This is a genomic window from Sphingobium sp., from assembly GCF_032153725.1.
In the GTDB taxonomy this organism is placed as follows: Bacteria; Pseudomonadota; Alphaproteobacteria; order Sphingomonadales; family Sphingomonadaceae; genus Sphingobium.
This window is the reverse complement of record NZ_JALDYQ010000054.1, coordinates 1-21,650: the sequence shown is the minus strand read 5'-3', so window position 1 is coordinate 21,650 and position 21,650 is coordinate 1. Positions and strand designations below refer to the sequence as shown.

Genomic DNA, 21,650 nt, shown 5'->3' with positions numbered 1-21,650 from the left:
CTTCCCTCTGACCCGCCCGAAAGAAGCGGGATGCCGGATCAAGTCCGGCATGACGAAACTCAGTGCGCCTCTTTCGGCGTTTCCATGATTTCGGTCAGCACCCCGTTCATGTCCTTGGGGTGGACGAAGAAGATCAGCGTGCCATGCGCCCCAATGCGCGGCTCACCGAGCACCTTCTTGCCCAGCCCTTCGAACCAGGCCTTGGCCGCGTGAATGTCGGGCACTTCATAGCACATATGATGCTGGCCGCCCGCCGGGTTCTTGGCGATGAAGCCGTGAATGGGCGAGTTTTCACCCAAAGGCTCGATCAGCTCGATTTGCGTTCCCGCCGCGCCATTTTCACCCGGCGTATCGACAAAGCACACCTTCACCCCCTGCGCGGGCAGGTCGAAAGGCTCATGCGTCAGCGTCGCGCCCATGACGTCGCGATAATAAGCGAGCGAGGCTTCCAACGAAGGCGTCGCCACGCCGATATGGTTCAACCGTCCGAGTTTCATGACCTACCTCTCCTCAGAGCGGAATATTGTCGTGCTTCTTCCACGGATTTTCGAGGCTCTTGTTGCGCAGCTTGCGCAGGCCAAGAGCAATTCTCTTCCGCGTCGAGTGCGGCTGGATCACCTCGTCGATGAAGCCCTTGCCCGCTGCTACGAACGGATTCGCGAAGCGGTCTTCATATTCCTTGGTCTTTTCCGCAATCTCCTCGGGCGTCTTGCCGCGGAAGATGATCTCGACCGCGCCCTTGGCGCCCATCACCGCGATTTCCGCAGTTGGCCAGGCATAATTCAAGTCGCCGCGCAGATGCTTGGAGGACATGACGTCATAGGCGCCGCCATAGGCCTTGCGCGTGATAACGGTGATCTTCGGCACGGTCGCCTCGGCATAGGCGAACAGCAGCTTGGCGCCGTGCTTGATGATGCCCGAATGCTCCTGCGCGGTGCCCGGCAGGAAGCCCGGCACGTCGACAAAGGTCACGATCGGAATTTCGAACGCATCGCAAAAGCGGACAAAGCGCCCCGCCTTCTTCGACGAGTTGATGTCGAGCACACCCGCCAGCACCATCGGCTGGTTCGCGATGATGCCGACCGTCTTGCCTTCGATCCGCCCGAAACCGCAAAGGATATTGCCCGCATGGGCCGGCTGCACCTCAAAGAAATCGCCCTCGTCCACCACCTTGCGGATCAGTTCATGCATATCATAGGGCTGGTTCGCATTGGCCGGGATCAGCGTGTCGAGGCTGCCCTCGATCCGATCCCATGGGTCAGCGCTGGGCCGCTCCGGCACCGGCTCCTTGTTTGAGGCTGGCAGGAAGTCGACGAAATCGCGCACCGCCAGCAGCGCCTCGATATCATTTTCGAACGCCACGTCAGCCACGCCCGACTTGGTCGTGTGCGTCACCGCACCGCCCAGTTCTTCCTGCGTCACGACCTCGTTCGTGACGGTCTTGACCACGTCCGGCCCGGTCACGAACATGAAGCTTGAATCCTTCACCATGAAGATGAAGTCGGTCATCGCCGGAGAGTAAACCGCGCCGCCTGCGCAGGGGCCCATGATCACGCTGATCTGCGGCACCACGCCCGACGCAAGCACGTTGCGCTGGAATATCTCGGCATAACCGGCGAGCGAGGCCACGCCCTCCTGAATACGCGCACCGCCTGAGTCATTGAGGCCAATCACCGGCGCGCCGACCTTCAGCGCCATGTCCATGATCTTGCAAATCTTCATCGCGTGCCGTTCCGACACTGCGCCGCCATAGACGGTGAAGTCTTGCGAAAAGACGTAAACCAGACGGCCGTTGATCGTGCCCGATCCGGTGACGACGCCGTCGCCCGGGATATGCTGCTCGTCCATGCCGAAATCGATGCAATTATGCTCGACATACATGTCCAGCTCTTCAAAGCTATCCTCGTCCAGAAGCACTTCCAGCCGCTCCCGCGCGGTCAGCTTGCCCTTGGCGTGTTGAGCGTCGATGCGGCGCTGGCCGCCGCCCAGACGCGCGGCTTCACGCTTGGCTTCCAGCTGTTCGATGATGGCGAGCTTCGACATATCAGGCTTCTCTCCGGCTTGTCGCGGACGTCTATGCCCGCCCCTTCTCAATCTTTTCGCATTTTCGCAAATGCAATTTTGCCAATTTGCAAATCGCGACTTTGCAAATTATGGACGAATCATGGCTCGTGGCAATCGAATCTTCGCAGGTCCGCGCCTGCGCCAGCTACGCCTGGACCATCGCATGGACCAGGCGACCATGGCGCAGGCGCTGGGCATATCCGTCTCCTATCTCAGCCAGATGGAAAATGACGACCGCCCCCTCACCGCCAAGGTGAAGGCTGCGCTTGCCAGCGCCTTCCCTACCGACTGGGCCAGCTTCGACAGTCGGGAAGAAGAGCAGCTTCTCGGAGCCTTCACCTTCGCGCTCGCTCATCCGGAACTGCCAGGCGCTGCGCTGGAACCCGAGCGGATCGAAAAGCTGCACCTGCAATTCCCCGAATTCGCGGCGCGCTATGTTGACCTGTACAACGCCCATATGCGCGCCAACGAACGCATCAACATGATCGAAGAGGCCATCGCCAACGATCATGCAGTGCAGGCCCGCCTCCCCTGGGAAGCCGTCCGCGACTGGTTTCACGAAGGCGGCAACTATGTCCACCCGCTGGATTGTCTGGCCGAAGACATGGCCGCCAGCTTCACTGCTGGCCAGACCCTGGATGAGGGCATGCTGGTCGAAGCGCTGGCCCGCCGCCACGGCATCGAAACACTGATTGCCGAAACGCCGGATTCCGCGCTGCGCTCCTACACCAGCAGCGAAAAGCGCCTGTTCGTGAACGCCGCCCTACCCACGGAGAGCCGCAAGTTCATGCTCGCCCATCAACTCATGATGCTGGAAGGGCAGGCCGTGATCGCGGACGTGGTGAGCAAGGCAGCCTTGCCCGTCATGGGCGCCGATCGGCTGCTCGCCATCGGGCTGGGCAATTATGCGGCTGGCGCGCTGCTCATGCCCTACGCCCCGTTTCGCGAAGCAGCCCGTGAAGTCCGCCACGATATCGACCGCCTCGCGCGTCGCTTCGGCGTCAGTTTCGAGCAGGCCTGCCATCGCCTTTCCACGCTCCAGCGGCCGGGCCTGCGCGGCATCCCCTTCTTCTTCTGCCGCGTCGACATGGCGGGCAACATCACCAAGCGCCACAGCGCGACCCGATTGCAATTCGCCCGCTTCGGCGGCGCCTGCCCGCTCTGGAATGTCCACGAAGCGGTCGCCATACCCGACCGGATCAACGTGCAGCTTGGCGAAACTCCGGACGGTGTGCGCTATGTCTCCATGGCGAAGGGGCTGGTCAAACCCTCGGGCAGCTACAGCCGCACCCCGCGCCGTTTCGCCGTGGTGCTGGGTTGCGAGGTCGCCCATGCGGCGAATTTCGTTTATGCCGACGGCCTGCAACTGGAGGTGGAGGGCGCAGCGACCCCTATCGGCATCACATGCCGCCTCTGTTCCCGGCAAAGCTGCGATCAGCGCGCCTTTCCCCCCGCCGACCGGCCGATCCGTGTCGACCCTGATAACCGGCAGATCGTGCCCTATTGGATAGGTTAAGCCCAGCTTGCGGAAACTGGTCCTGTCGCTTGTTTTGGAGAGCGACTAGATTGAAATGATGATGGATGGCTCCCTTTTTACCGATTTGCAGCCACAGCTCGCGGAGAAGGGCTATGCTCGCCTCTGCGGGCAGGAAAGCTTCGCGCTGCTCAAAACCAGTCCTGCCGAATGGTGCCGGTTCACCCGCAGCTGGGACGATCTGGGTCCCGATCTCTACATGGCGGATGGCGGGCGTTATCGCCGTCGCCGTCATGCGACTTTCCGCGCCGAAAAGGGCCGATTGACCCGTCTGCCGCACCAGCCCCATTTCCAGAGCCGGGACTATAATCCGCTCAATGGTGATGTGCAGCGCTGGTTCGATCCGGTCGAGCAGTCCACGATCGACAATGACGTCATGCAGGCAATCTTTGCCTTCTGCGCCCGCATTTTCAACATGGCCGGCCCGCAGCATGTCGAAATTCATCAATTCCGCATCGAAGCGCGCGCCGGCGAACTTGGCCGTCCGACACCCGAAGGCATGCATCGCGATGGGGTGGACCGGGTTTTCGTGATGCTGATCGAGCGCCGCAATGTCCGCGAGGGCGTTACCCGCATCGGCACGCCCCAAGGCCAGGAGCTGGGTGAATTTGCCTTGGCGGAGCCCGGTGACGCCGTGTTGATCGATGATCATCGCATCCTGCACGGCGTCACGGAAATTCACGCCGTCGATCCGGAGGCCCCGGCCTGGCGCGATGCGCTCGTCGTGACCTTCGTCGCAGAGCCCTGAGCAGGCCCTTGCCTCACTTCAACAGCACCAGCTCCTCCGCCATGCTCGGATGCAGGGCCACGGTGTCGTCAAATTCCTGCTTGGTCAGGCCCGCTTTCACCGCAATGGCAGCCGCCTGCAAAATCTCCGGCGCATCCGGCCCGATCATGTGCAACCCGACCACCCGATTGGTCGTCGCGTCCACCACCATCTTGTAGAGCGCTCGCTCGTCCCGCCCGGCAAGCACATTCTTCATCGGCCGGAAATCGGACGTATAGACCTTCACCGTCCCATATCTGTTCTTGGCCTGCGCTTCTGTAAGGCCGACGCCAGCGAGCGGCGGATGGCTGAATACAGCGGATGGCACGCAATTATAATCCACCGTCCGCGGATTGCCCCCGAACACCGTATCGGCAAAAGCATGCCCTTCGCGGATCGCCACCGGCGTCAACTGCAACCGGTCCGTGACATCACCCACCGCATAGATGCTGTCGATGTTGGTACGGCTATATTCATCGACCTTGATCGCACCCTTGTCGTCCAGTTCGACCCCGGCATTATCCAGCCCGAGTCCCTCGACATGCGGCCTGCGCCCGGTCGCGAACACCAGCAGGTCGCAGGCGATCGGATCGCCGCTCTTGAATCGAACGCAGAGCGTCCCGTCCTCATTCTTCTCGATCTTCTCCATCTCGGCGTTGAAGCGGAAGTTGATCCCCTTCATCGTCGAAATCTGGAGCAGTCGATCGCGGATCTGCTCATCATAGCCGCGCAACAGGGTGCCCGACCGGTTCACGATCGTCACATGGCTGCCGAACTGATGGAAGATGCCGGCGAATTCATTGGCGATATAACCGCCGCCGACGATGACGATCCGCCCGGGGCATTCGTCCAGATGGAACACTTCGTTCGAGGTCACGCCATGCTCGGCGCCCTCGACCTCCGGGATGATGGGCCACGCTCCGGTCGCGACGAGGATATATTTCGCGCTGACCTCCCGCCCGCTGGACAGCCTCACGCCATGCGGCCCGATCATCGTCGCCCGTTCGGCGATCAGTTCGACCTTATGGCTGTCGAGCGTGTTCTTGTAGAGGCCCTCAAGCCGATCGACATCGGCCAGCACATTGTCGCGGAGCGTCGTCCATTCGAAGTCGCAATCCGGCACATTCCAGCCGAAGCGCCGGGCATCCTTCAGATCCTCGGCAAAATGCGCGCCATAGATCAGCAGCTTCTTGGGCACGCAGCCGCGAATGACGCAGGTGCCGCCGACCCGATATTCCTCGGCCACCGCGACCTTCGCGCCATGGGCAGCGGCGACGCGCGAAGCCCGCACGCCCCCCGACCCTGCACCGATGACGAAAAGGTCGAAGTCGTAGTCGCTCATTCCTGCCTCCGCTGAGTTGCGCCCGCATATGGAGCCTCCCCAGCGGAGTTACAAATGAGATTTGCGCTTATGCCCCGCCGAGCGCCAGGTCGATCAGCGCCATGGTCGAGGGATCGAAACCCTTCGGCCCTTCCGTCTCGATCGACCGGGCGATCTCCTTGCCCAGTTCGACGCCGAACTGGTCGAAGGGATTGATGCCCATCAGCACCGCATTGGCAAAGGTCCGATGCTCATAGAAAGCGATCAGCGCTCCCAGCGCCTCCGGCGTCACGTCATCCAGCAGGATCGTGGTCGACGGCCGGTTGCCCGGATAGGCCCGGGCCGGATCGACATCATTGTCCTTGCCCCGCAGCAGCGCCGCACCCTGCGCGAAGCAGTTCACGAGCAAAGCCCGATGATGCGCGGGATCAAGCGCATGGCCCGGTTCGATCGAGGCAATGAACTCCACCGGCGTCAGGATCGTGCCCTGATGCAGCAACTGAAACACCGCATGCTGTGCGTCGGTGCCCACGCCGCCCCAGGTGATTGCGGCCGTTGGCCCATCGACAGGCTTGCCGTCGCGGGTCACGCTCTTGCCGTTGCTCTCCATCTCCAGTTGCTGGAGATAGGAAGGCAGCAGCGCCAACCGCTCGTCATAGGCGAACAGCGCTCGCGTCTGCGCGCCCACGACCCGCGCATAATATTGATCGACAAAGGCGGCGATCAGCGGCGCATTGGCCCTGGGTTCGCTCAAGCGAAAATGCCGGTCCATCGTCGCCGCTCCTTCGAGCAGGCTCTCAAAGGCATCCCACCCAAGCGCCAACGCCGCCGGGAAACCGATGGACGACCAGAGCGAATAACGCCCACCCACGCTCTCGGCAAAGGGTAGCACGCGGGTTTCATCCACGCCCCACTCGATCGCCTTGTCCGGCGCAGCCGTCAGCGCGATGACCCGTCCATAGGGGTCTTCGACGCCCGCCTCGACCATCCAGTTGATCGCGCTGGCCGCGTTCAGCATGGTTTCGGTGGTGGTGAAGGTTTTCGACGCCACGGCGATCAGCGTCGCCTCGGGATCGAAACGCGAAATCGCCCGCTCCAGTGCCGTGCCGTCGACATTCGATACAATGGCGACATCATAGCGCGCGTCGCCACCGCCCAGCGCATCGACGATCAGGTCCGGTCCCAGCGCCGACCCGCCAATGCCGATATGCAGGATATGCCGGATCGGTCCCAGCGCATCGCCCTCGATCGCGTCGATCAGCGCGCGCATCCGGGCGTGGAACATCTTGGCCCGCGCGACGCTGTCGGCATTGCCCTCGCCGCGTTCGGCGGGGTGTTCGGCGGCCCGGCCTTCGGTGTTGTTGACCGCCTCACCAGCGAACAGCGCGTCCCGTTGCGCGGCAAAGCCCTTTTCTTCCGCCAGCTTCAAAAAGCCTTCCAGCAATCCGCTGGTCAGATGCGTCTTCGACCAGTCGAAGCGGATCGGCCCCTGGGTCAGCGTGAATTTGCTCAACCGGTCGGGATCGGTGGTGAAGATGGACTTGAGATCGGCCTGGGGAAGAGCCGCAAGCGCTGCCAGTGCAGGGCTGGACATTGGGGGATATCCTTTTGGTTTACCGTTGATCCATACCGACGCTGCACCTGTCGATTCTTGTCCTTCTTAGCCAAATCGTTCCGCTAATGCACCGTTGGACAGGAAAAATCAGGCTGCGAGGCAGGATGGGGGGAGGACCACTCGTCTCTAGCGCGCTTGACGGCGGCTTTACGAACCCGCAAAAGCCGCGACGGCCTGTTTTCAAGGCGGAATGAAGGAAAAGACGACCAAAGCATGAGCGCAAAATCCGAAACGCGGGATTTCCTCTGGTTTCTCGCAAAGCTGGCGGTGTTCGTCTTCATCCTGCGGAGCTTCATCGTTTCGCCTTTCAACATCCCGTCGGAATCGATGCAGCCGCGCCTGTTGATCGGGGACTATCTGCTCGTCGCGAAATGGCCCTATGGCTATTCGCGTTATTCGCTGCCCTTCGGCGTACCGCTGATCCCCGGCCGCATCTTCGCCTCGACGCCCCAGCGCGGCGACGTGGTGGTGTTCAAGGCGCCGCCGAACCAGAAGAACGACTATATCAAGCGCGTCATCGGCCTGCCCGGCGACATGATCTCGGTGCGCGGCGGCACGGTGTACCTGAACGGTCAGGCGATCCCGAAGCAGAAAGTCGCTGACCTCGTCATTCCCGTCACGCCCAATATGGAGGACGCAGCGGCGAAGGAAGGCAGTCCCTCCCCATGCTACCGCGCGAAATTCGAGGAAGCGGCACCCGGCGGCCGCCAGTGCCGCTACCCGCAGTTCCGTGAAACCCTGCCCAGCGGCAAGAGCTACAATGTCCTCGACCTCTTGCCCGACGGCGCGGCGGACGACCGCGACACGGTGGTCGTGCCCGAAGGCCATCTCTTCATGATGGGCGACAATCGCGACCGCAGCGCCGACAGCCGCTTCCCGGCAGTCGACGGCGGCGGCATCGGCCTCGTGCCGGAGGAAAATCTGGTCGGCAAGGCGATGATCTCGGTCTTCTCAACCGACGGCAGCGCCAACTGGCTGCTTCCATGGACCTGGTTCACTGCCGCCCGCTGGAGCCGCATTGGGGAAGGCTTTTGACGAAACCCGACACCGAAGGCTGGCTGAAGGCCCTGATCGGCCGCGTGCCGAAAGAGCCCAAGGTTTTTGTTCAGGCGCTGACTCATGGCAGCGCCAATGCGGTGAATTATGAACGGCTGGAGTTTCTGGGCGATCGCATCCTCGGCCTGCTGATCGCGGAATGGGTCTATGATCGCTTTGCAACAGAGCCGGAGGGCAAGCTCTCCCGCCGCTTCAACGCGCTGGTGTCGGGCGAAACCTGCGCCGATGTCGCCCGCACCGCTGGCGTCCCAACGCATCTCATCCTTGGCAAACAGGCGCGCGACGACGGCGCCGCCGACAGCGACAATGTGCTGGGCGACGTGATGGAGGCGCTGATCGGCGCCCTCTATCTGGAAGGGGGGCTCGAAGAAGTCCGCACTCTCGTCCACCGTCTCTGGGGCGACCGGGTCGACACCCAGGCCAGCGCACCGAAACATCCCAAGTCCACACTTCAGGAATGGGCCGCCGCCAACAAGCGCAAACCCCCCGAATATGCGCTGACCGACCGCTCCGGCCCGCACCATGCGCTGCGCTTCACCGTGACGGTGAGCATCAAGGGAGCGGGCGAGGCAAGCGCCACCGGTGGCTCCAAACAGGAAGCAGAGACAGCAGCTGCGAAAGCATTGCTGGAAAAGCTCGGCGGCTGAGCCTGTCCCATGCCCGTATTTTGCATTAGGAAAGAACCCAGGCGACAGGCGGATGGGTGAACGGAGTTTTGTTTGACGATCAATCTCGATAATCAACGCTGCGGCGTCATAGCCATCGTCGGTGCCCCCAATGCGGGCAAATCGACGATGGTGAACGCCCTTGTCGGACAGAAAGTGGCGATCACCAGCGCCAAGGCGCAGACCACCCGCACGCGCGTCATGGGCGTGGCCATTGAGGGTGACGCGCAGATGGTGCTGGTCGACACCCCCGGCATCTTCGCACCCAAGCGGCGACTGGACCGCGCCATGGTGCAGGCCGCATGGGGCGGCGCGCAGGGCGCTGACCTGATCGCGCTGGTCGTCGACGGCAAGGCGGGCCTCGGCGCCAAGATGGAGCCTATCATCAGCGCCCTCGCCGCACGCCCGGAAAAGAAATGGCTGATCCTCAACAAGGTCGACATCGCCATCAAGGAGAAGCTGCTGGTCCATACCCAGCGACTTTATGAACAACTCGATATCGCGGAAACCTTCTTCGTCAGCGCCGCGACCGGCGACGGCCTTGCGGAGCTGAAGACCGCCTTCGCCAACGCCATGCCCGAAGGCCCGTGGCACTTCCCCGAGGATCAGGTTTCCGACGCCACCGACCGGATGCTGGCCGCCGAAATCACCCGCGAGCAGCTCTATCACCAGCTTCACGCCGAACTCCCCTATGCCGCCGCCGTCGATACGGAAAAATATAGCGAGCGCGAGGATGGTTCGGTCGAGATCCACCAGCAAATCCTTGTCGGCCGCTCCAGCCAGCGCGCCATCGTGCTGGGCAAGGGCGGCCAGCGCCTCAAGGAAATCGGCTCAAGGGCCCGCGCCGAACTGGCCAGTCTGCTCGGCGTCAAGGTCCACCTCTACCTCCACGTCAAGGTGAAGGAGGATTGGGAAGACGACCGCTTCATCTATCGCGATATCGGGCTGGACTGGGTGGAGTAACCCGCGCAATCCATCGTCGTCATTCCCGCGACCCGTAGGGCGACCGAAGGTCAACGCAGCAATCATCTCCCACCATCGCGTCAAGTTCAACTTATGGGAGATGTATCCCCGTTTCCACGGGGATAACGGTAATATTTACTCCGCCGCCGCTTTCTTCTTGGCCGGAGCCTTTCTGGCGGCAGGCTTCTTTGCCGCCGCCTTTTTCGCGGGCGCCTTCTTCCCCTTCTTCGTGGGCGCCGCCGCAGCCCGCGCATCGATCAGTTGCGCGGCCTCCTCCAGCGTCAAGGCATCCTGCTCGATCGTCTTGGGCAGCGTCGCATTGGTGGTGCCATCGGTCACGTAGGGACCATAGCGCCCCGCCATCAGCTTGATTTCAGCCTCAGTGCGCGGATGGTTGCCCAGCACCTTCAACGGCTCGCGCGAGGAAGCTCCACGCCCCCCCCTGTTCGCCGCATCCGCCAGCTTGGCAACGGCGCTGTTCATCCCCACCTCGAAAATCTCGGCGGTGGAGGACAGCCGCCCATATTTGCCGTCATGCAGCAGATAGGGTCCAAAGCGCCCGATATTCGCCACGATCGGCTTGCCCGTCTCCGGATGCAGCCCGATCTCGCGCGGCAGGCTCAATAGCTTCACCGCCCAGTCCAGCGTCATCTCGCCATCCGGCAAATCCTTGGGGATGGAGCCACGCTTGGCCTCCTTGCCTTCGCCCATCTCGATATAGGGACCGAACCGGCCCGACTTCCGGACGATGTCCTGCCCGGTTTCCGGATGCTGGCCCAGCACCTCCGGCCCCGTATCCTCGGCCCCATCCTTGCCGCCCGGCTGCCCGAACTTGCGCGTATATTTGCACTCGGGATAATTGGAGCAGGCGATGAATGCACCGAAACGCCCGCCACGCAGCGACAATTGCCCATCGCCGCACATCGGGCAGGCACGCGGATTGCTGCCGTCCGCCTTGGGGGGGAACAGCATCGGCTCCAGAAACTTGTCCAGCTCCGCCGTGATGTCGGATGGCTTCTGCTCCATGACCTCGGCGGTCTTGGGCTTGAAATCACGCCAGAAGGCTTCCAGCACCGCCTGCCACTGGGCGCGGCCGCCGGAAATATCGTCCAGTTCCTCCTCCAGCCCCGCCGTGAAGTCATAGGACACATAGCGCTCGAAGAAACGTTCCAGGAACGCCGTCACCAGCCGGCCGCTCTCCTCCGCAAAGAAACGGTTCTTCTCCACCCGCACATAGTCCCGGTCCTTCAGCACCTGAAGCGTCGAGGCATAAGTGGATGGCCGACCGATCCCCAATTCCTCCAGCTTCTTGACCAGCGAAGCTTCGGAATAGCGGGGCGGCGGCTGGGTGAAGTGCTGCTCCGCCGTCACCTTCTTCTTCGCCGGCGCGTCACCCGCAGCCATGCGCGGCAACAACTTGCTGTCGTCATCCTCCGCGTCGTCGCGTCCCTCTTCGTAAAGCGCGAGGAAGCCCGGGAAGATCACCACCTGACCCGTAGCGCGCAGCCCATGCTGCCCGGTCCCATCGACCAGATCGATCACCGTCCGCTCCAGCCGCGCCGAAGCCATCTGGCTCGCCAGCGCCCGTTTGAAGATCAGATCATAGAGCCGCGCATGATCACCCGACCCCACCTTGTCCCGGTAAAATTCGGTCGGACGAATGGCCTCGTGCGCTTCCTGCGCATTCTTCGCCTTGGTCTGATATTGGCGCGGCTTTTCGGGCAGATAACCACCGTCATAGCGTTCCGCGATCGCCTTGCGCGCGGCGGAAATGGCGCTGCCGTCCATCTGCACGCCGTCGGTACGCATGTAAGTGATCGCGCCATCCTCATAGAGCTGCTGCGCGATCCGCATCGTGTGGCTGGCCGAGAAACCGAGCTTGCGCGCCGCCTCCTGCTGCAACGTCGATGTCGTGAACGGCGCAGGAGGATTACGCGAAACCGGCTTCGTCTCGACCTTCTCGACGGTGAAGCGTCCGGCCTCCACATCCGCCTTCGCGGCCATGGCGTCGCCTTCCTTGCCGATGGTCAGCCGCTCGATCTTCTCGCCGCGCCAGCGCACCAGCCGGGCGGTGAAGCCCTGCCCACCCTGCTCCATCTCGGCCGCGACCGACCAATATTCCTGCGGGACAAAGCTCTCAATCTCGCGCTCGCGATCCACGACCAGGCGCAAGGCCACCGACTGCACGCGCCCGGCCGATTTCGCCCCCGGCAACTTCCGCCACAGCACCGGCGACAGCGTGAAACCCACCAGATAATCAAGCGCCCGCCGCGCCCGATAGGCATCGATCAGATCTTCGTCCAAGGCACGCGGTTGCGCCATCGCCTCCGTCACCGCCTGCTTGGTGATCGCGTTGAAGGTCACGCGGTCGACCTTTTGCGGCAGCGCCTTCTTGGCCCGCAGCACTTCCTGCACATGCCAGCTGATCGCTTCACCCTCGCGATCAGGGTCAGTCGCCAGGATCAGGCGCGTCGCCTTCTTGGCCTCATCAGTGATGGCCTTGAGCTGCTTGCCCTTGTCGCCATAATTTTCCCAACTCATGGCAAAGCCGGCATCGGGATCGACCGACCCATCCTTGGCGGGCAGGTCGCGGATGTGGCCATAGCTGGCGAGCACATGGAAATCGCCGCCCAGATATTTTTCGATGGTCTTCGCCTTGGCCGGCGATTCAACGATGACAAGCTGCATTCAAGCCCCGATTTTGAAATCTCTCACGTACACGCGCGAGTCTGGAAGGCGCTGGCACCTTCCGTCAAGCGCCGCTGATGTTGGAATGTGAAGTCCTCATGACAAACTGACCTTCCCGCCCGCATGCCGTTCCAGCCGGGCCGCCAGTTCAAGCTCCAACAGCACGGTCTGCACGACCGCAGGGCCAAGGCCCGACAGTCGCACCACCTCATCCACAGGAACCGGCGCAGGCCCCAGCAGAGCGATGATCGCCTCCCGTTCCCGCCCGGCCACGTCCGAGGATGCAGGCTCGCCCGCGAAATCCGACCGCCCCTGCCGCACCATGCGCGGGTCGATGACGCCGATCGCCTCGATCACGTCCGCCGCATTCTGCACCAGAACGGCTCCTTCCCGGATCAGCTGGTTGCACCCCTGAGCGCGTGGATCGAGCGGCGATCCCGGCACGGCCATCACCTCCCGCCCGGCTTCCCCCGCCAGCCGCGCGGTGATGAGCGACCCGGATTTCGGCGCGGCCTCCACCACCACGGTTCCCCTCGACAGGCCCGCAATGATCCGGTTGCGTGCCGGGAATTGCCGCGCCAGAGGCTGCATGCCCGGCGGATGCTCGGTCACGAGCAGGCCCTCGCTGGCGATCTGCGCCTGCAAGGCCTCATTTTCCGGGGGAAAGGCGATGTCGATGCCACAGGCGATGACCGCGATGGTCCCACTGCCCAGCGATCCTTGATGCGCCGCCGTATCGATCCCGCGCGCCAGCCCGGACACCACCACCGCGCCGCGCTGCCCCAGATCCTGCGCCAGCGTCCGCGCAAAGCGGCAGGCCGCCGCCGACGCATTGCGCGCGCCCACCATCGCCACGCATTCCCGCGACGCCAGCGTCACATCCCCCCGCACGATCAACGCGGGGGGCGCGCCCTCCATATGATCCAGCAGAAAGGGATAATCCTTGTCCCCCATCAACAGATAGCGTGCACCTGCGTCCCGGCTCCGCGCGATCTCCCGCTCGACCAGCGCGGCATCGATGACGCTCGCCTTGCCTCCGCCTCGCGCCGCGAGGTCCGGCACTGCCCGCAAAGCCTCGCCCGCAGATCCGAAGCGCGCCATCAGCTGCCGGAACGTCACCGGCCCGATGCGCGGCGACCGGATCAGGCGCAGGCGGTTGAACCGCTCCTCCTCGCTCATTCGCCAGTGGCTCGCGCCTTTGAAGCGCCGACCTTGGGTTCGGTCCCCTTGGCGAGCCGCGCGATATTCTCCCGATGCCGCCACAGCACGATCAGCGCCAGCGCCAGAGCGACAGGGAAAAGATCGAGCCGCCCGAAACACCACATGGCGACCGGCGCGCTCACCGCCGCCGACATGCCTCCGACCGACGACCATTTCGTCCCGAACAGCGTCCCCAGCCAGACGACGGCAAAGACTATGCCCGCCGGCCAGTAGAGCGCCGTCACGACGCCCATCATCGTCGCCACGCCCTTGCCGCCGGCAAAGCGCAGCCAGACCGGATAGCAATGCCCGATAAAGGCCATGGCACCCGCCATCGGCCCCCCGCCATCGACCAGCGCGGCCCCGATCAGCACGGCAGCCGCGCCTTTCAGCAGATCAAGCAGCAGGGTCGTCGCGGCCAGTCCCTTACGCCCGGTCCGCAGCACATTGGTCGCACCGATATTGCCCGACCCGATCTTGCGCAGGTCGCCCGCTCCGGTGAGGCGGGTCAGCAACAGCCCGAAGGGAATGGACCCCAGCAGATAACCGATCAGCAGGACGAACGCAGGAAGAAGCCAGGGAGGAGTCATGATCTCGCCATAGTAGTTGCGGCGCGACCATAGCGTTCCCGGCGCACTGGGCAATGGCTTATGATTTTGCGATATCCTGCGTGGTGGGCCGTTGCGGTCCCGGGGAAGCCGGGCCCTTCATCCATCATGTTGACAGCCCGGCCTCCTGCCGCGAAATGTGGAGGCGATGACGGTTGCTTCCGATGCTCCCCTGCTGTTCTTCGATTCCGGCGTCGGCGGACTTTCCATCCTCGCCCCGGCCCAGGCAGCATTGCCCACGGCGCCCATCGTCTATGCCGCCGACAGCGCGGGCTTTCCCTACGGCACGAAGAGCGAAGCGGAAATCGCCGCCCGGGTTCCCGCGCTGCTCGGCCGCCTGGTGGAACGCTACCGGCCTCGTCTGGCCGTCATAGCCTGCAACACCGCCTCGACCATCGCATTGTCAGCGGTTCGCGCCGCGCTCGACATCCCCGTGGTCGGCACGGTGCCCGCGATCAAGCCCGCGGCCCTCCTTTCCAAAAGCCGGATTTTTGGGGTTCTGGGCACCGATGCGACGGTTCGCCAACCTTATGTCGACCGCCTCACCGCGGAATATGGCGCCGATTGCACGGTGCTGCGCCATGGTTCCGCGGCGCTGGTTCAACTGGCCGAAACCAAGCTGCGCAACGGACCGCTTGACCCCGCCGTCGCCCGTGATGCGCTGGCTGGTCTGCTTGATCAGCCCGGCGGCGACCGAATGGACACAGTGGTTCTTGCCTGCACCCATTTCCCACTGGTCGAGCCGGAACTGGCGGCAGCGTCGCCTCACCCGCTTCGCTTCGTCCACGGCGGGGAAGGCATTGCCCGGCGCATCTCCTATCTGACCCAGGGGCAGGCATGGCCGCTCGAACCACCCATCGGAACGGCTGTCTTCACACGCCTCGATGACGGCGTGGACGCGCTGCGTCCCGCTCTTGCAGGCTATGGACTGCAACGGTTAGAGGCACTTTGAAGGGGGTGGACCTTTGGTCCAATCGCAAGCCTATCTATCGCCGTGCTAGGTATTTCTCCCTAGCGCTGCGAGCGGTTATCACTGGTAATAGAGCCTCGCAGCAGGTAAATGCCCTCTTCAAAGAGGGGATGCGGGAATTAGGGACAGGGCTTAAGTGAATTACAAGCACATCTTCACGCAGGCGATTGACCGGCTCCATAGCGAGGGCCGCTATAGGGTTTTCATCGACATCCTGCGGAACAAGGGCGCTTTTCCCAACGCCCGTTGCTTCCACGGCCATAACGGGCCGAAGCCGATCACCGTCTGGTGTTCCAACGACTATCTTGCCATGGGCCAGCATCCCAAGGTCGTCGCCGCGATGGAAGAGGCGCTCCATGATGTCGGCGCGGGTTCCGGCGGTACGCGCAATATCGGCGGCAACACGCACTACCACGTCGATCTGGAAGCGGAACTGGCCGATCTGCACGGCAAGGAAGCAGCGCTGCTCTTCACCTCCGGCTATGTCTCGAACGAGGCGACACTTTCGACCCTCGCCAAGCTTCTGCCCGGCTGCATCATCTTCTCGGACGAGTTGAACCACGCCTCGATGATCGCGGGCATCCGCAATTCGGGCTGCGAAAAGCGCGTTTTCCGTCACAATGACGTCGATCATCTGCGCGAACTGCTCGCGGCGGAAGATCCCGAAACACCCAAGCTGATCGCCTTCGAAAGCGTCTATTCGATGGATGGCGATGTCGCTCCGATCGCCGCGATCTGCGATCTGGCCGATCAATTCAACGCGCTTACCTATCTGGATGAGGTCCATGCCGTCGGGATGTATGGCGCCCATGGCGGCGGCATTTCCGAACGGGACGATGTCGCCCATCGCCTGACCATCATCGAAGGGACGCTGGGCAAGGCATTCGGCGTCATGGGCGGCTATATCGCGGCCGATCAGATGATCGTCGATGTCATCCGCAGCTATGCGCCCGGCTTCATCTTCACGACATCGCTGTCGCCGGTGCTGGTCGCGGGCGTTCTGGCCAGCGTTCGCCATCTGAAGGAATCCAGTGCCGAACGCGAAGGCCAACAGGCTTCCGCCGCGACCCTCAAGCGGCTGATGGCCGAAGCGGGGCTGCCGGTCATGCCGTCGGTGACGCATATCGTTCCGCTGATGGTGGGCGATCCGGTCAAGGCCAAGCGGATCAGCGATATCCTGCTCGCCGAATATGGCGCCTATGTGCAGCCGATCAATTACCCGACCGTCCCGCGCGGGACCGAGCGTCTGCGCTTCACCCCGGGCCCTGCCCATTCGGAAGAGATGATGCAGGATCTCGTCTCGGCGCTGGTGGAAATCTGGGACCGGCTGGAGCTGGAACTCAAAAAGGCTGCCTGACAAGGCTTCCTGAACTCCTCATCCCAGCGCAGGCTGGGATGAGGGGAAAAAATTGATGCCCGCCTCCAGCAAAAAATCTCAAACCCGGATCAGCCCGCCCCGAACCGCATAACCGCGATACAGGCTCCGGCTGTGCGGAAAGCCCCCCATATCGGCCGCCAGCGCTTCGATCGCCTGCTTGAGTTCAGCCCGCGGCGATACATGAAACCGCGCCAACCACCCGAACAGCGCTCGCTTCCAGAAGCCGGGCAGATCGTCCTGCTGGCCGAAATCCACGACATCCAGCTTGCCTCCGGTCGCGACACTCCCCGCCGCCTGCCGCAGCGCGCCGGCCCAGTCCGGGATCATCGAAAGCGCATAGCTGATGAACACCCGCTCGAAATCGGCCCGCCCGAACAGCGCCTGCGCGCTGAAGGAACTCGCATCCCCCTGCGCCAGCACCACGCGATCCGCCATGCCTGCCTTCACCACGGCCCTGCGCGCCGTTTCCAGCATCGCCTCGCTGATATCGACGCCGTAAAGCCGCGCCTCCGGCCAGGCCTTGCCCGCCGCGATCAGGTTCCGCCCGGTCCCGCAGCCGATCTCCAGCACCGCGCCACCGCGCGGCGGCGCGAGATCGGCGATCAGCCCATCCCGCCCCAGCAGATAATATTTTCGCGACAGGTCGTAGATATGCCGCTGATGCCGGTAGACGCTGTCCATCAAGCCGCCATGTCCGGTGTTCATCGGGCGTCCTTCAGCACATAGAGATGGACGCCGCCATAGATGGCCGACCGATCCCGCGCCGTGCAATCGAGCGATTCTTCTGCCCGATATTCCCAGCGCGAAAGCACCGCATCGACGACCCGCCCCGGCAGGATGCTCGGTTCGCCCGCCGTCCGGAACAGCACCCGCGCGCCCGGCCGCGCCGTCCTCGTGATCTGGGCCCAGAGCGCGTTCAACTGCGCATCATCCATCCAATCCTGAGCGTCCAGCAGGATATAACGGTCCGCCGACCCGGCTTCCTGAGACGCCAGGAAGTCCGTGAAATTCACGTGCCGGATATCCACCCGTCCCGCGCGTTCGACCACGGCCTCATGGTTCGCCGCCTGTAGATAAGGGGGCAACGGCCCCTCTCCGCCGGCATAGCCGCGGCCAAAGGCCTGCACCGCGAAATAATTGTCCTTCAGATCGAAGCCGCAAGCCAGCTTTTCCAGCCGCGCCTTCAGCACGCTGTCCATTCGGTCGTCCCCGGCCAGCGCTTCATATTGAGCCGGCGGAATGCCAAGGCCAAAGAGCGAAGCGGGCTGGCTCGTCAACCAACGCGTAAAAGCGCTGTCGAACACCGGCGCCAGTTCAGTCTCGAAGATCGCGCGTTGTTCTTCCCGGCTGGTGGCATCCAGCATCCGTCGCGGGTTGACGCCATGCAGCCGCGCCAGCAAATGCGCCGCGCCGATAAAGCGCCCCAGCAGCCCATGCCTGTAGATTCCGCGCGCAAAGCCCCCGATGCGCCGTCGCCCGATGAAGTCGCGCCCTTCCCAATAGCGCCGCGTCGCATCGTCCAGCACCGGCGCCACGAACGTGCGATAGGCGACCACATTTTCCCGGCAATCCGCCTTGGCGAAGAAGCGATGGAACGCGTCATGATCGGGCAAGGCCCGCGCCGCCGCCAGTTTCAGCCGGTTGAGCGCGATATGCGCGGTGTTGAGGTCAACCGCCGTGATCCTGGCCGGATCGGCCGTCAGATAGCTCAGCACATTGCACCCGCCCGAAGCGATCGTGACGACATGGCAATCCGGCGTGATCGCCAGCGCCTTCATGTCCACCTCCGGATCTTCCCAGATCTGCGCGTAGACGAGGCCCCGAAACGCAAAGGTAAAGGCCCGTTCCAACAATCCCTGCCTGGACAAATGCCGATGCCGATGCACCGCGCGGACAAGATTCTGATGAGCCGTAGATGCCATGCGCCAAGCTTCCTCGCTGTCGGGCCGTTGAACGGCAGCTAGGGCAAGCGCAAGTCGCCTGCGTGACGCTGATGTTACGGTAATATGAAGGCTCTTGCGGAACCAACCCGCTCCATCCACCTTCTTCATGAAGCCATGCCTCACTGGATCGAACCCCATCCCACCGGCATCCATGTCCGTCCCGCCGATGCCTGGATCGATCCGTCCGTCCCGCAGGAGCGCGCGCTTATCACCCACGGTCATGCCGACCATGCACGGGGCGGGCACGGCCATGTCTGGGCCACGGAGGAGACACTCGCGATCATGGCGCTGCGCTACGGCACGGCTTCGGGCACAGCCATCCCCTATGGCGAGGAAATCCACATGAATGGCGTGACGATCCGCTACGTCCCTGCCGGCCATGTCCTCGGTTCCGCCCAGATCGTCCTTTCCCACGCAGGCGAGCGCATAGTCGTCACCGGCGATTACAAGCGCCGCCCCGACCCCAGCTGCAAAGCGTTCGAACCCGTCCCCTGCGACATCTTCGTCACCGAAGCCACCTTCGGCCTTCCGGTCTTCCGTCATCCCGACACCGGCAGCGAAGTCGACCGCCTCCTCGCCGCGCTCCATGCCAATCCAGACCGCTGCGTCCTCGTCGGCGCCTATGCACTGGGCAAGGCGCAACGCCTTATCTGCGAGCTGCGCGCAAGGGGCCATCACGACCCCATCCACATCCACGGCGCGCTGGAAAAAATCTGCGCGCTCTACGAGCAATTCGGCGTCGACATGGGCGATATCCGTCCCGCCACCGGCCTGCCTGCCAAGGACATGCGCGGGCGCATCATCGTCTCGCCCCCCTCAGCCCTCAACGACCGCTGGAGCCGCCGCCTTCCCGATCCGATCACCGCCATGGCCTCTGGCTGGATGCGCGTCCGCCAGCGCGCCCGCCAACGCAATGTCGAACTGCCGCTGGTCATCTCCGACCATGCCGATTGGGATGAACTGACCAACACCATCCGCGAAGTCGCCCCTGGCGAAACCTGGATCACCCACGGCCGCGAAGAAGCTCTGCTCCACTGGTGCATGACCCACCAGATGCGGGCCCGCGCGCTGGCTCTGGTCGGCCGCGAAGATGAGGATGAGGGCTGATGCGCGCCTTTTCCCAACTCCTCGACGGCCTGGTCTACACCCGGTCGCGCCATGGCAAGCTGGAACTCATCGCCGCCTATATGCGCGCCGCGCCTGATCCGGACCGGGGCTGGGCGCTCGCCGCCCTGACAGGCAATCTGGACCTGAAAGCCGTCAAGGCCTCCACCATAGCCGAAATGACCCGCGCCCGCGTCGACCCGATCCTGTTCGAAATGAGCCGCGACTATGTCGGCGACCTTGCCGAAACCGTGGCCCTGCTCTGGCCGAAACCCGAAGATCAGCCGCCGGAAATAGATGACGGCTCCCTCACTCTCTCCGCCATTGTCGACCGCCTTCACCTCACCAGCCGGGCCGCCGCACCCGCGACGCTGGCGCAGATGATGGACCATCTCGACTCCTCCGGCCGGTTCGCGCTGCTCAAACTCGCCACCGGGGGGCTGCGCGTGGGCATCTCCGCCCGCCTCGCCAAGACCGGCTTTGCCCGGGCCTTCAACCTCCATGTCGACGATGTGGAGGAATGCTGGCACGCCCTCACGCCGCCCTATACCGCCCTCTTCGACTGGGCCGAAGGCAGGGCCAACCGCCCCGATCCGGCGGGCACGCCCTTTTTCCGTCCCTTCATGCTCGCCCACCCGCTGGAGGCCGAAAGCGTCGACCTGTCCGCATATGCGGCCGAATGGAAATGGGACGGCATCCGCGTCCAGATCGTCGGTCTGGGCGGCGAAACCCGTCTCTACAGCCGCGCTGGGGATGACATTACCGGCAGCTTCCCCGACATAGCGCAGGCCTTCCGCCACCACGCAGTCCTTGACGGCGAACTGCTCGTCAAAGGGGAGTTCCAGGGGGGAGAGGCGGCAAGCTTCAACGCCCTCCAGCAACGCCTTGGCCGCAAGGCGGTGACAGCGAAGATGATGGACGACTACCCCGCCTTCGTCCGCCTCTACGACATATTGCTTGATGCCGAGGAGGACCTGCGCGCCCTTCCGTGGGAGCAGCGCCGCGCTCGGCTCGAAACCACCGTGCCGAAACTCGACCCCCACCGCTTCGACATATCCGCCCTGATCGAAGCGCAGGATTTCACGGAGCTGGCCGACATCCGCGCGGGCGCCCGTGACGCCGCCATTGAAGGCGTGATGCTCAAGCGCCGCGACAGCCCCTATGTCGCTGGGCGGAAGGCCGCGCTCTGGTATAAATGGAAACGCGATCCGCTGACCGCCGACTGCGTGATGATGTATGCCCAGCGCGGCCACGGCAAGCGCTCATCCTTCTATTCGGACTATACCTTCGGCTGCTGGACGGCAGAAGGCGAACTATTGCCCGTCGGCAAGGCCTATTCCGGCTTCACCGACGAGGAACTGAAATGGCTCGACCGCTTCGTGCGGATGAACACGGTGAACCGCTTCGGCCCGGTGCGGGAGGTGGAGAAGTCACTGGTGCTGGAGGTCGCCTTCGACAGCATCCACGACAGCAAGCGGCATAAGTCAGGCCTCGCCATGCGTTTTCCGCGCATTGCCCGGATCAGGCGGGACAAGCCTGCGAACGAGGCAGATACAGTGGAGGGATTGAGGCGATTGTGCACCTGACAGGGTGACACAGGTGACACGATGAAGGTGCGGAAAGGCGCCGTTTCCTGTTCGCGATTTGACGGTTCAAAGAGCGGATTCGGATTAGCGCAGGCGCTACGCTGTAGGACAGGGAAATATGTGACGGGTGTGGTCATTTGTGGACATTGAGCGCGAGGTGCTCCTGCGCAGGCAGGAGCCCAGTTCGGA

The 21,650-nt window shown here is 63.4% G+C and carries 18 protein-coding genes; 9 read left to right on the top strand and 9 right to left on the bottom strand.

All coding sequences use genetic code 11. From position 1 onward, the window contains the following. Nucleotides 1–59: 59 nt before the first annotated feature. On the bottom strand, nucleotides 60–497 hold the full coding sequence (mce, locus tag RUH75_RS16535) for a methylmalonyl-CoA epimerase (protein WP_313808013.1): 438 nt from the start codon (nucleotides 495–497) through the stop codon (nucleotides 60–62). 13 nt (nucleotides 498–510) lie between these two features. Beyond that, nucleotides 511–2,043: an acyl-CoA carboxylase subunit beta gene (locus RUH75_RS16530; RefSeq protein WP_313808012.1), complete on the bottom strand. Its 1,533-nt coding sequence runs from the start codon at nucleotides 2,041–2,043 to the stop codon at nucleotides 511–513. A gap of 121 nt (nucleotides 2,044–2,164) precedes the next feature. Here RUH75_RS16530 and RUH75_RS16525 point away from each other — a divergent pair, with 121 nt between their 5' ends. Then, nucleotides 2,165–3,580: a short-chain fatty acyl-CoA regulator family protein gene (locus RUH75_RS16525; RefSeq protein ID WP_313808010.1), complete on the top strand. Its 1,416-nt coding sequence runs from the start codon at nucleotides 2,165–2,167 to the stop codon at nucleotides 3,578–3,580. Between the two features lie 58 nt (nucleotides 3,581–3,638). Further along, a complete protein-coding gene (locus tag RUH75_RS16520; RefSeq protein WP_313808008.1) occupies nucleotides 3,639–4,346 on the top strand; it encodes a 2OG-Fe dioxygenase family protein in 708 nt (235 codons plus the stop codon). A gap of 13 nt (nucleotides 4,347–4,359) precedes the next feature. Here RUH75_RS16520 and gor read toward each other — a convergent pair whose 3' ends face one another. Continuing rightward, a complete protein-coding gene (gor, locus tag RUH75_RS16515) occupies nucleotides 4,360–5,706 on the bottom strand; it encodes a glutathione-disulfide reductase (RefSeq protein WP_313808006.1) in 1,347 nt (448 codons plus the stop codon). Nucleotides 5,707–5,773: 67 nt separating this feature from the next. Then, complete coding sequence (pgi, locus tag RUH75_RS16510) at nucleotides 5,774–7,279, bottom strand: glucose-6-phosphate isomerase (RefSeq protein ID WP_313808004.1); 1,506 nt, start codon at nucleotides 7,277–7,279, stop codon at nucleotides 5,774–5,776. A 234-nt stretch (nucleotides 7,280–7,513) separates the two neighbouring features. Here pgi and lepB point away from each other — a divergent pair, with 234 nt between their 5' ends. The 3 genes from lepB to era all read left to right on the top strand — a co-directional run bounded on the left by lepB (nucleotide 7,514) and on the right by era (nucleotide 9,984). After that, nucleotides 7,514–8,335: a signal peptidase I gene (gene lepB, locus RUH75_RS16505; protein ID WP_313808002.1), complete on the top strand. Its 822-nt coding sequence runs from the start codon at nucleotides 7,514–7,516 to the stop codon at nucleotides 8,333–8,335. Next, on the top strand, nucleotides 8,284–9,003 hold the full coding sequence (gene rnc, locus RUH75_RS16500; RefSeq protein WP_313808000.1) for a ribonuclease III: 720 nt from the start codon (nucleotides 8,284–8,286) through the stop codon (nucleotides 9,001–9,003). The genes lepB and rnc overlap by 52 nt, the downstream gene beginning before the upstream one ends. A 72-nt stretch (nucleotides 9,004–9,075) precedes the next feature. After that, complete coding sequence (gene era / locus RUH75_RS16495) at nucleotides 9,076–9,984, top strand: GTPase Era (RefSeq protein WP_313807997.1); 909 nt, start codon at nucleotides 9,076–9,078, stop codon at nucleotides 9,982–9,984. A gap of 135 nt (nucleotides 9,985–10,119) precedes the next feature. On the opposite strand, the gene topA is transcribed toward era, so the two are convergent. From topA to plsY, 3 genes are all read right to left on the bottom strand, one after another. Continuing rightward, entirely contained in the window at nucleotides 10,120–12,672 is a 2,553-nt protein-coding gene (topA, locus tag RUH75_RS16490) for a type I DNA topoisomerase (RefSeq protein ID WP_313807995.1), read from the bottom strand. Nucleotides 12,673–12,768: 96 nt separating this feature from the next. Continuing rightward, a complete protein-coding gene (gene dprA, locus RUH75_RS16485; protein ID WP_313807993.1) occupies nucleotides 12,769–13,851 on the bottom strand; it encodes a DNA-processing protein DprA in 1,083 nt (360 codons plus the stop codon). Further along, nucleotides 13,848–14,462, bottom strand: coding sequence for a glycerol-3-phosphate 1-O-acyltransferase PlsY (gene plsY, locus RUH75_RS16480; RefSeq protein WP_313807990.1), 615 nt, complete (start codon nucleotides 14,460–14,462; stop codon nucleotides 13,848–13,850). Before plsY ends, dprA begins: the two co-directional genes overlap by 4 nt. A 166-nt stretch (nucleotides 14,463–14,628) precedes the next feature. Between plsY and murI the strand changes: the two genes are divergently transcribed. Further along, nucleotides 14,629–15,432, top strand: coding sequence for a glutamate racemase (gene murI / locus RUH75_RS16475; RefSeq protein WP_313807988.1), 804 nt, complete (start codon nucleotides 14,629–14,631; stop codon nucleotides 15,430–15,432). A 154-nt stretch (nucleotides 15,433–15,586) separates the two neighbouring features. Continuing rightward, a complete protein-coding gene (gene hemA / locus RUH75_RS16470; RefSeq protein WP_313807986.1) occupies nucleotides 15,587–16,807 on the top strand; it encodes a 5-aminolevulinate synthase in 1,221 nt (406 codons plus the stop codon). A 78-nt stretch (nucleotides 16,808–16,885) separates the two neighbouring features. Here the strand turns inward: hemA and RUH75_RS16465 are convergent, their stop codons facing one another. Then, entirely contained in the window at nucleotides 16,886–17,533 is a 648-nt protein-coding gene (locus RUH75_RS16465; RefSeq protein WP_313807984.1) for a class I SAM-dependent methyltransferase, read from the bottom strand. Further along, complete coding sequence (locus RUH75_RS16460) at nucleotides 17,530–18,750, bottom strand: DUF3419 family protein (protein WP_313807982.1); 1,221 nt, start codon at nucleotides 18,748–18,750, stop codon at nucleotides 17,530–17,532. Before RUH75_RS16460 ends, RUH75_RS16465 begins: the two co-directional genes overlap by 4 nt. A 135-nt stretch (nucleotides 18,751–18,885) precedes the next feature. Between RUH75_RS16460 and RUH75_RS16455 the strand changes: the two genes are divergently transcribed. Together RUH75_RS16455 and RUH75_RS16450 are read left to right on the top strand one after the other, a co-directional pair. Beyond that, nucleotides 18,886–19,878: a ligase-associated DNA damage response exonuclease gene (locus tag RUH75_RS16455; protein ID WP_313807980.1), complete on the top strand. Its 993-nt coding sequence runs from the start codon at nucleotides 18,886–18,888 to the stop codon at nucleotides 19,876–19,878. Next, nucleotides 19,878–21,461, top strand: coding sequence for a cisplatin damage response ATP-dependent DNA ligase (locus RUH75_RS16450; RefSeq protein WP_313807979.1), 1,584 nt, complete (start codon nucleotides 19,878–19,880; stop codon nucleotides 21,459–21,461). Before RUH75_RS16455 ends, RUH75_RS16450 begins: the two co-directional genes overlap by 1 nt. Nucleotides 21,462–21,650 lie beyond the last annotated feature (189 nt).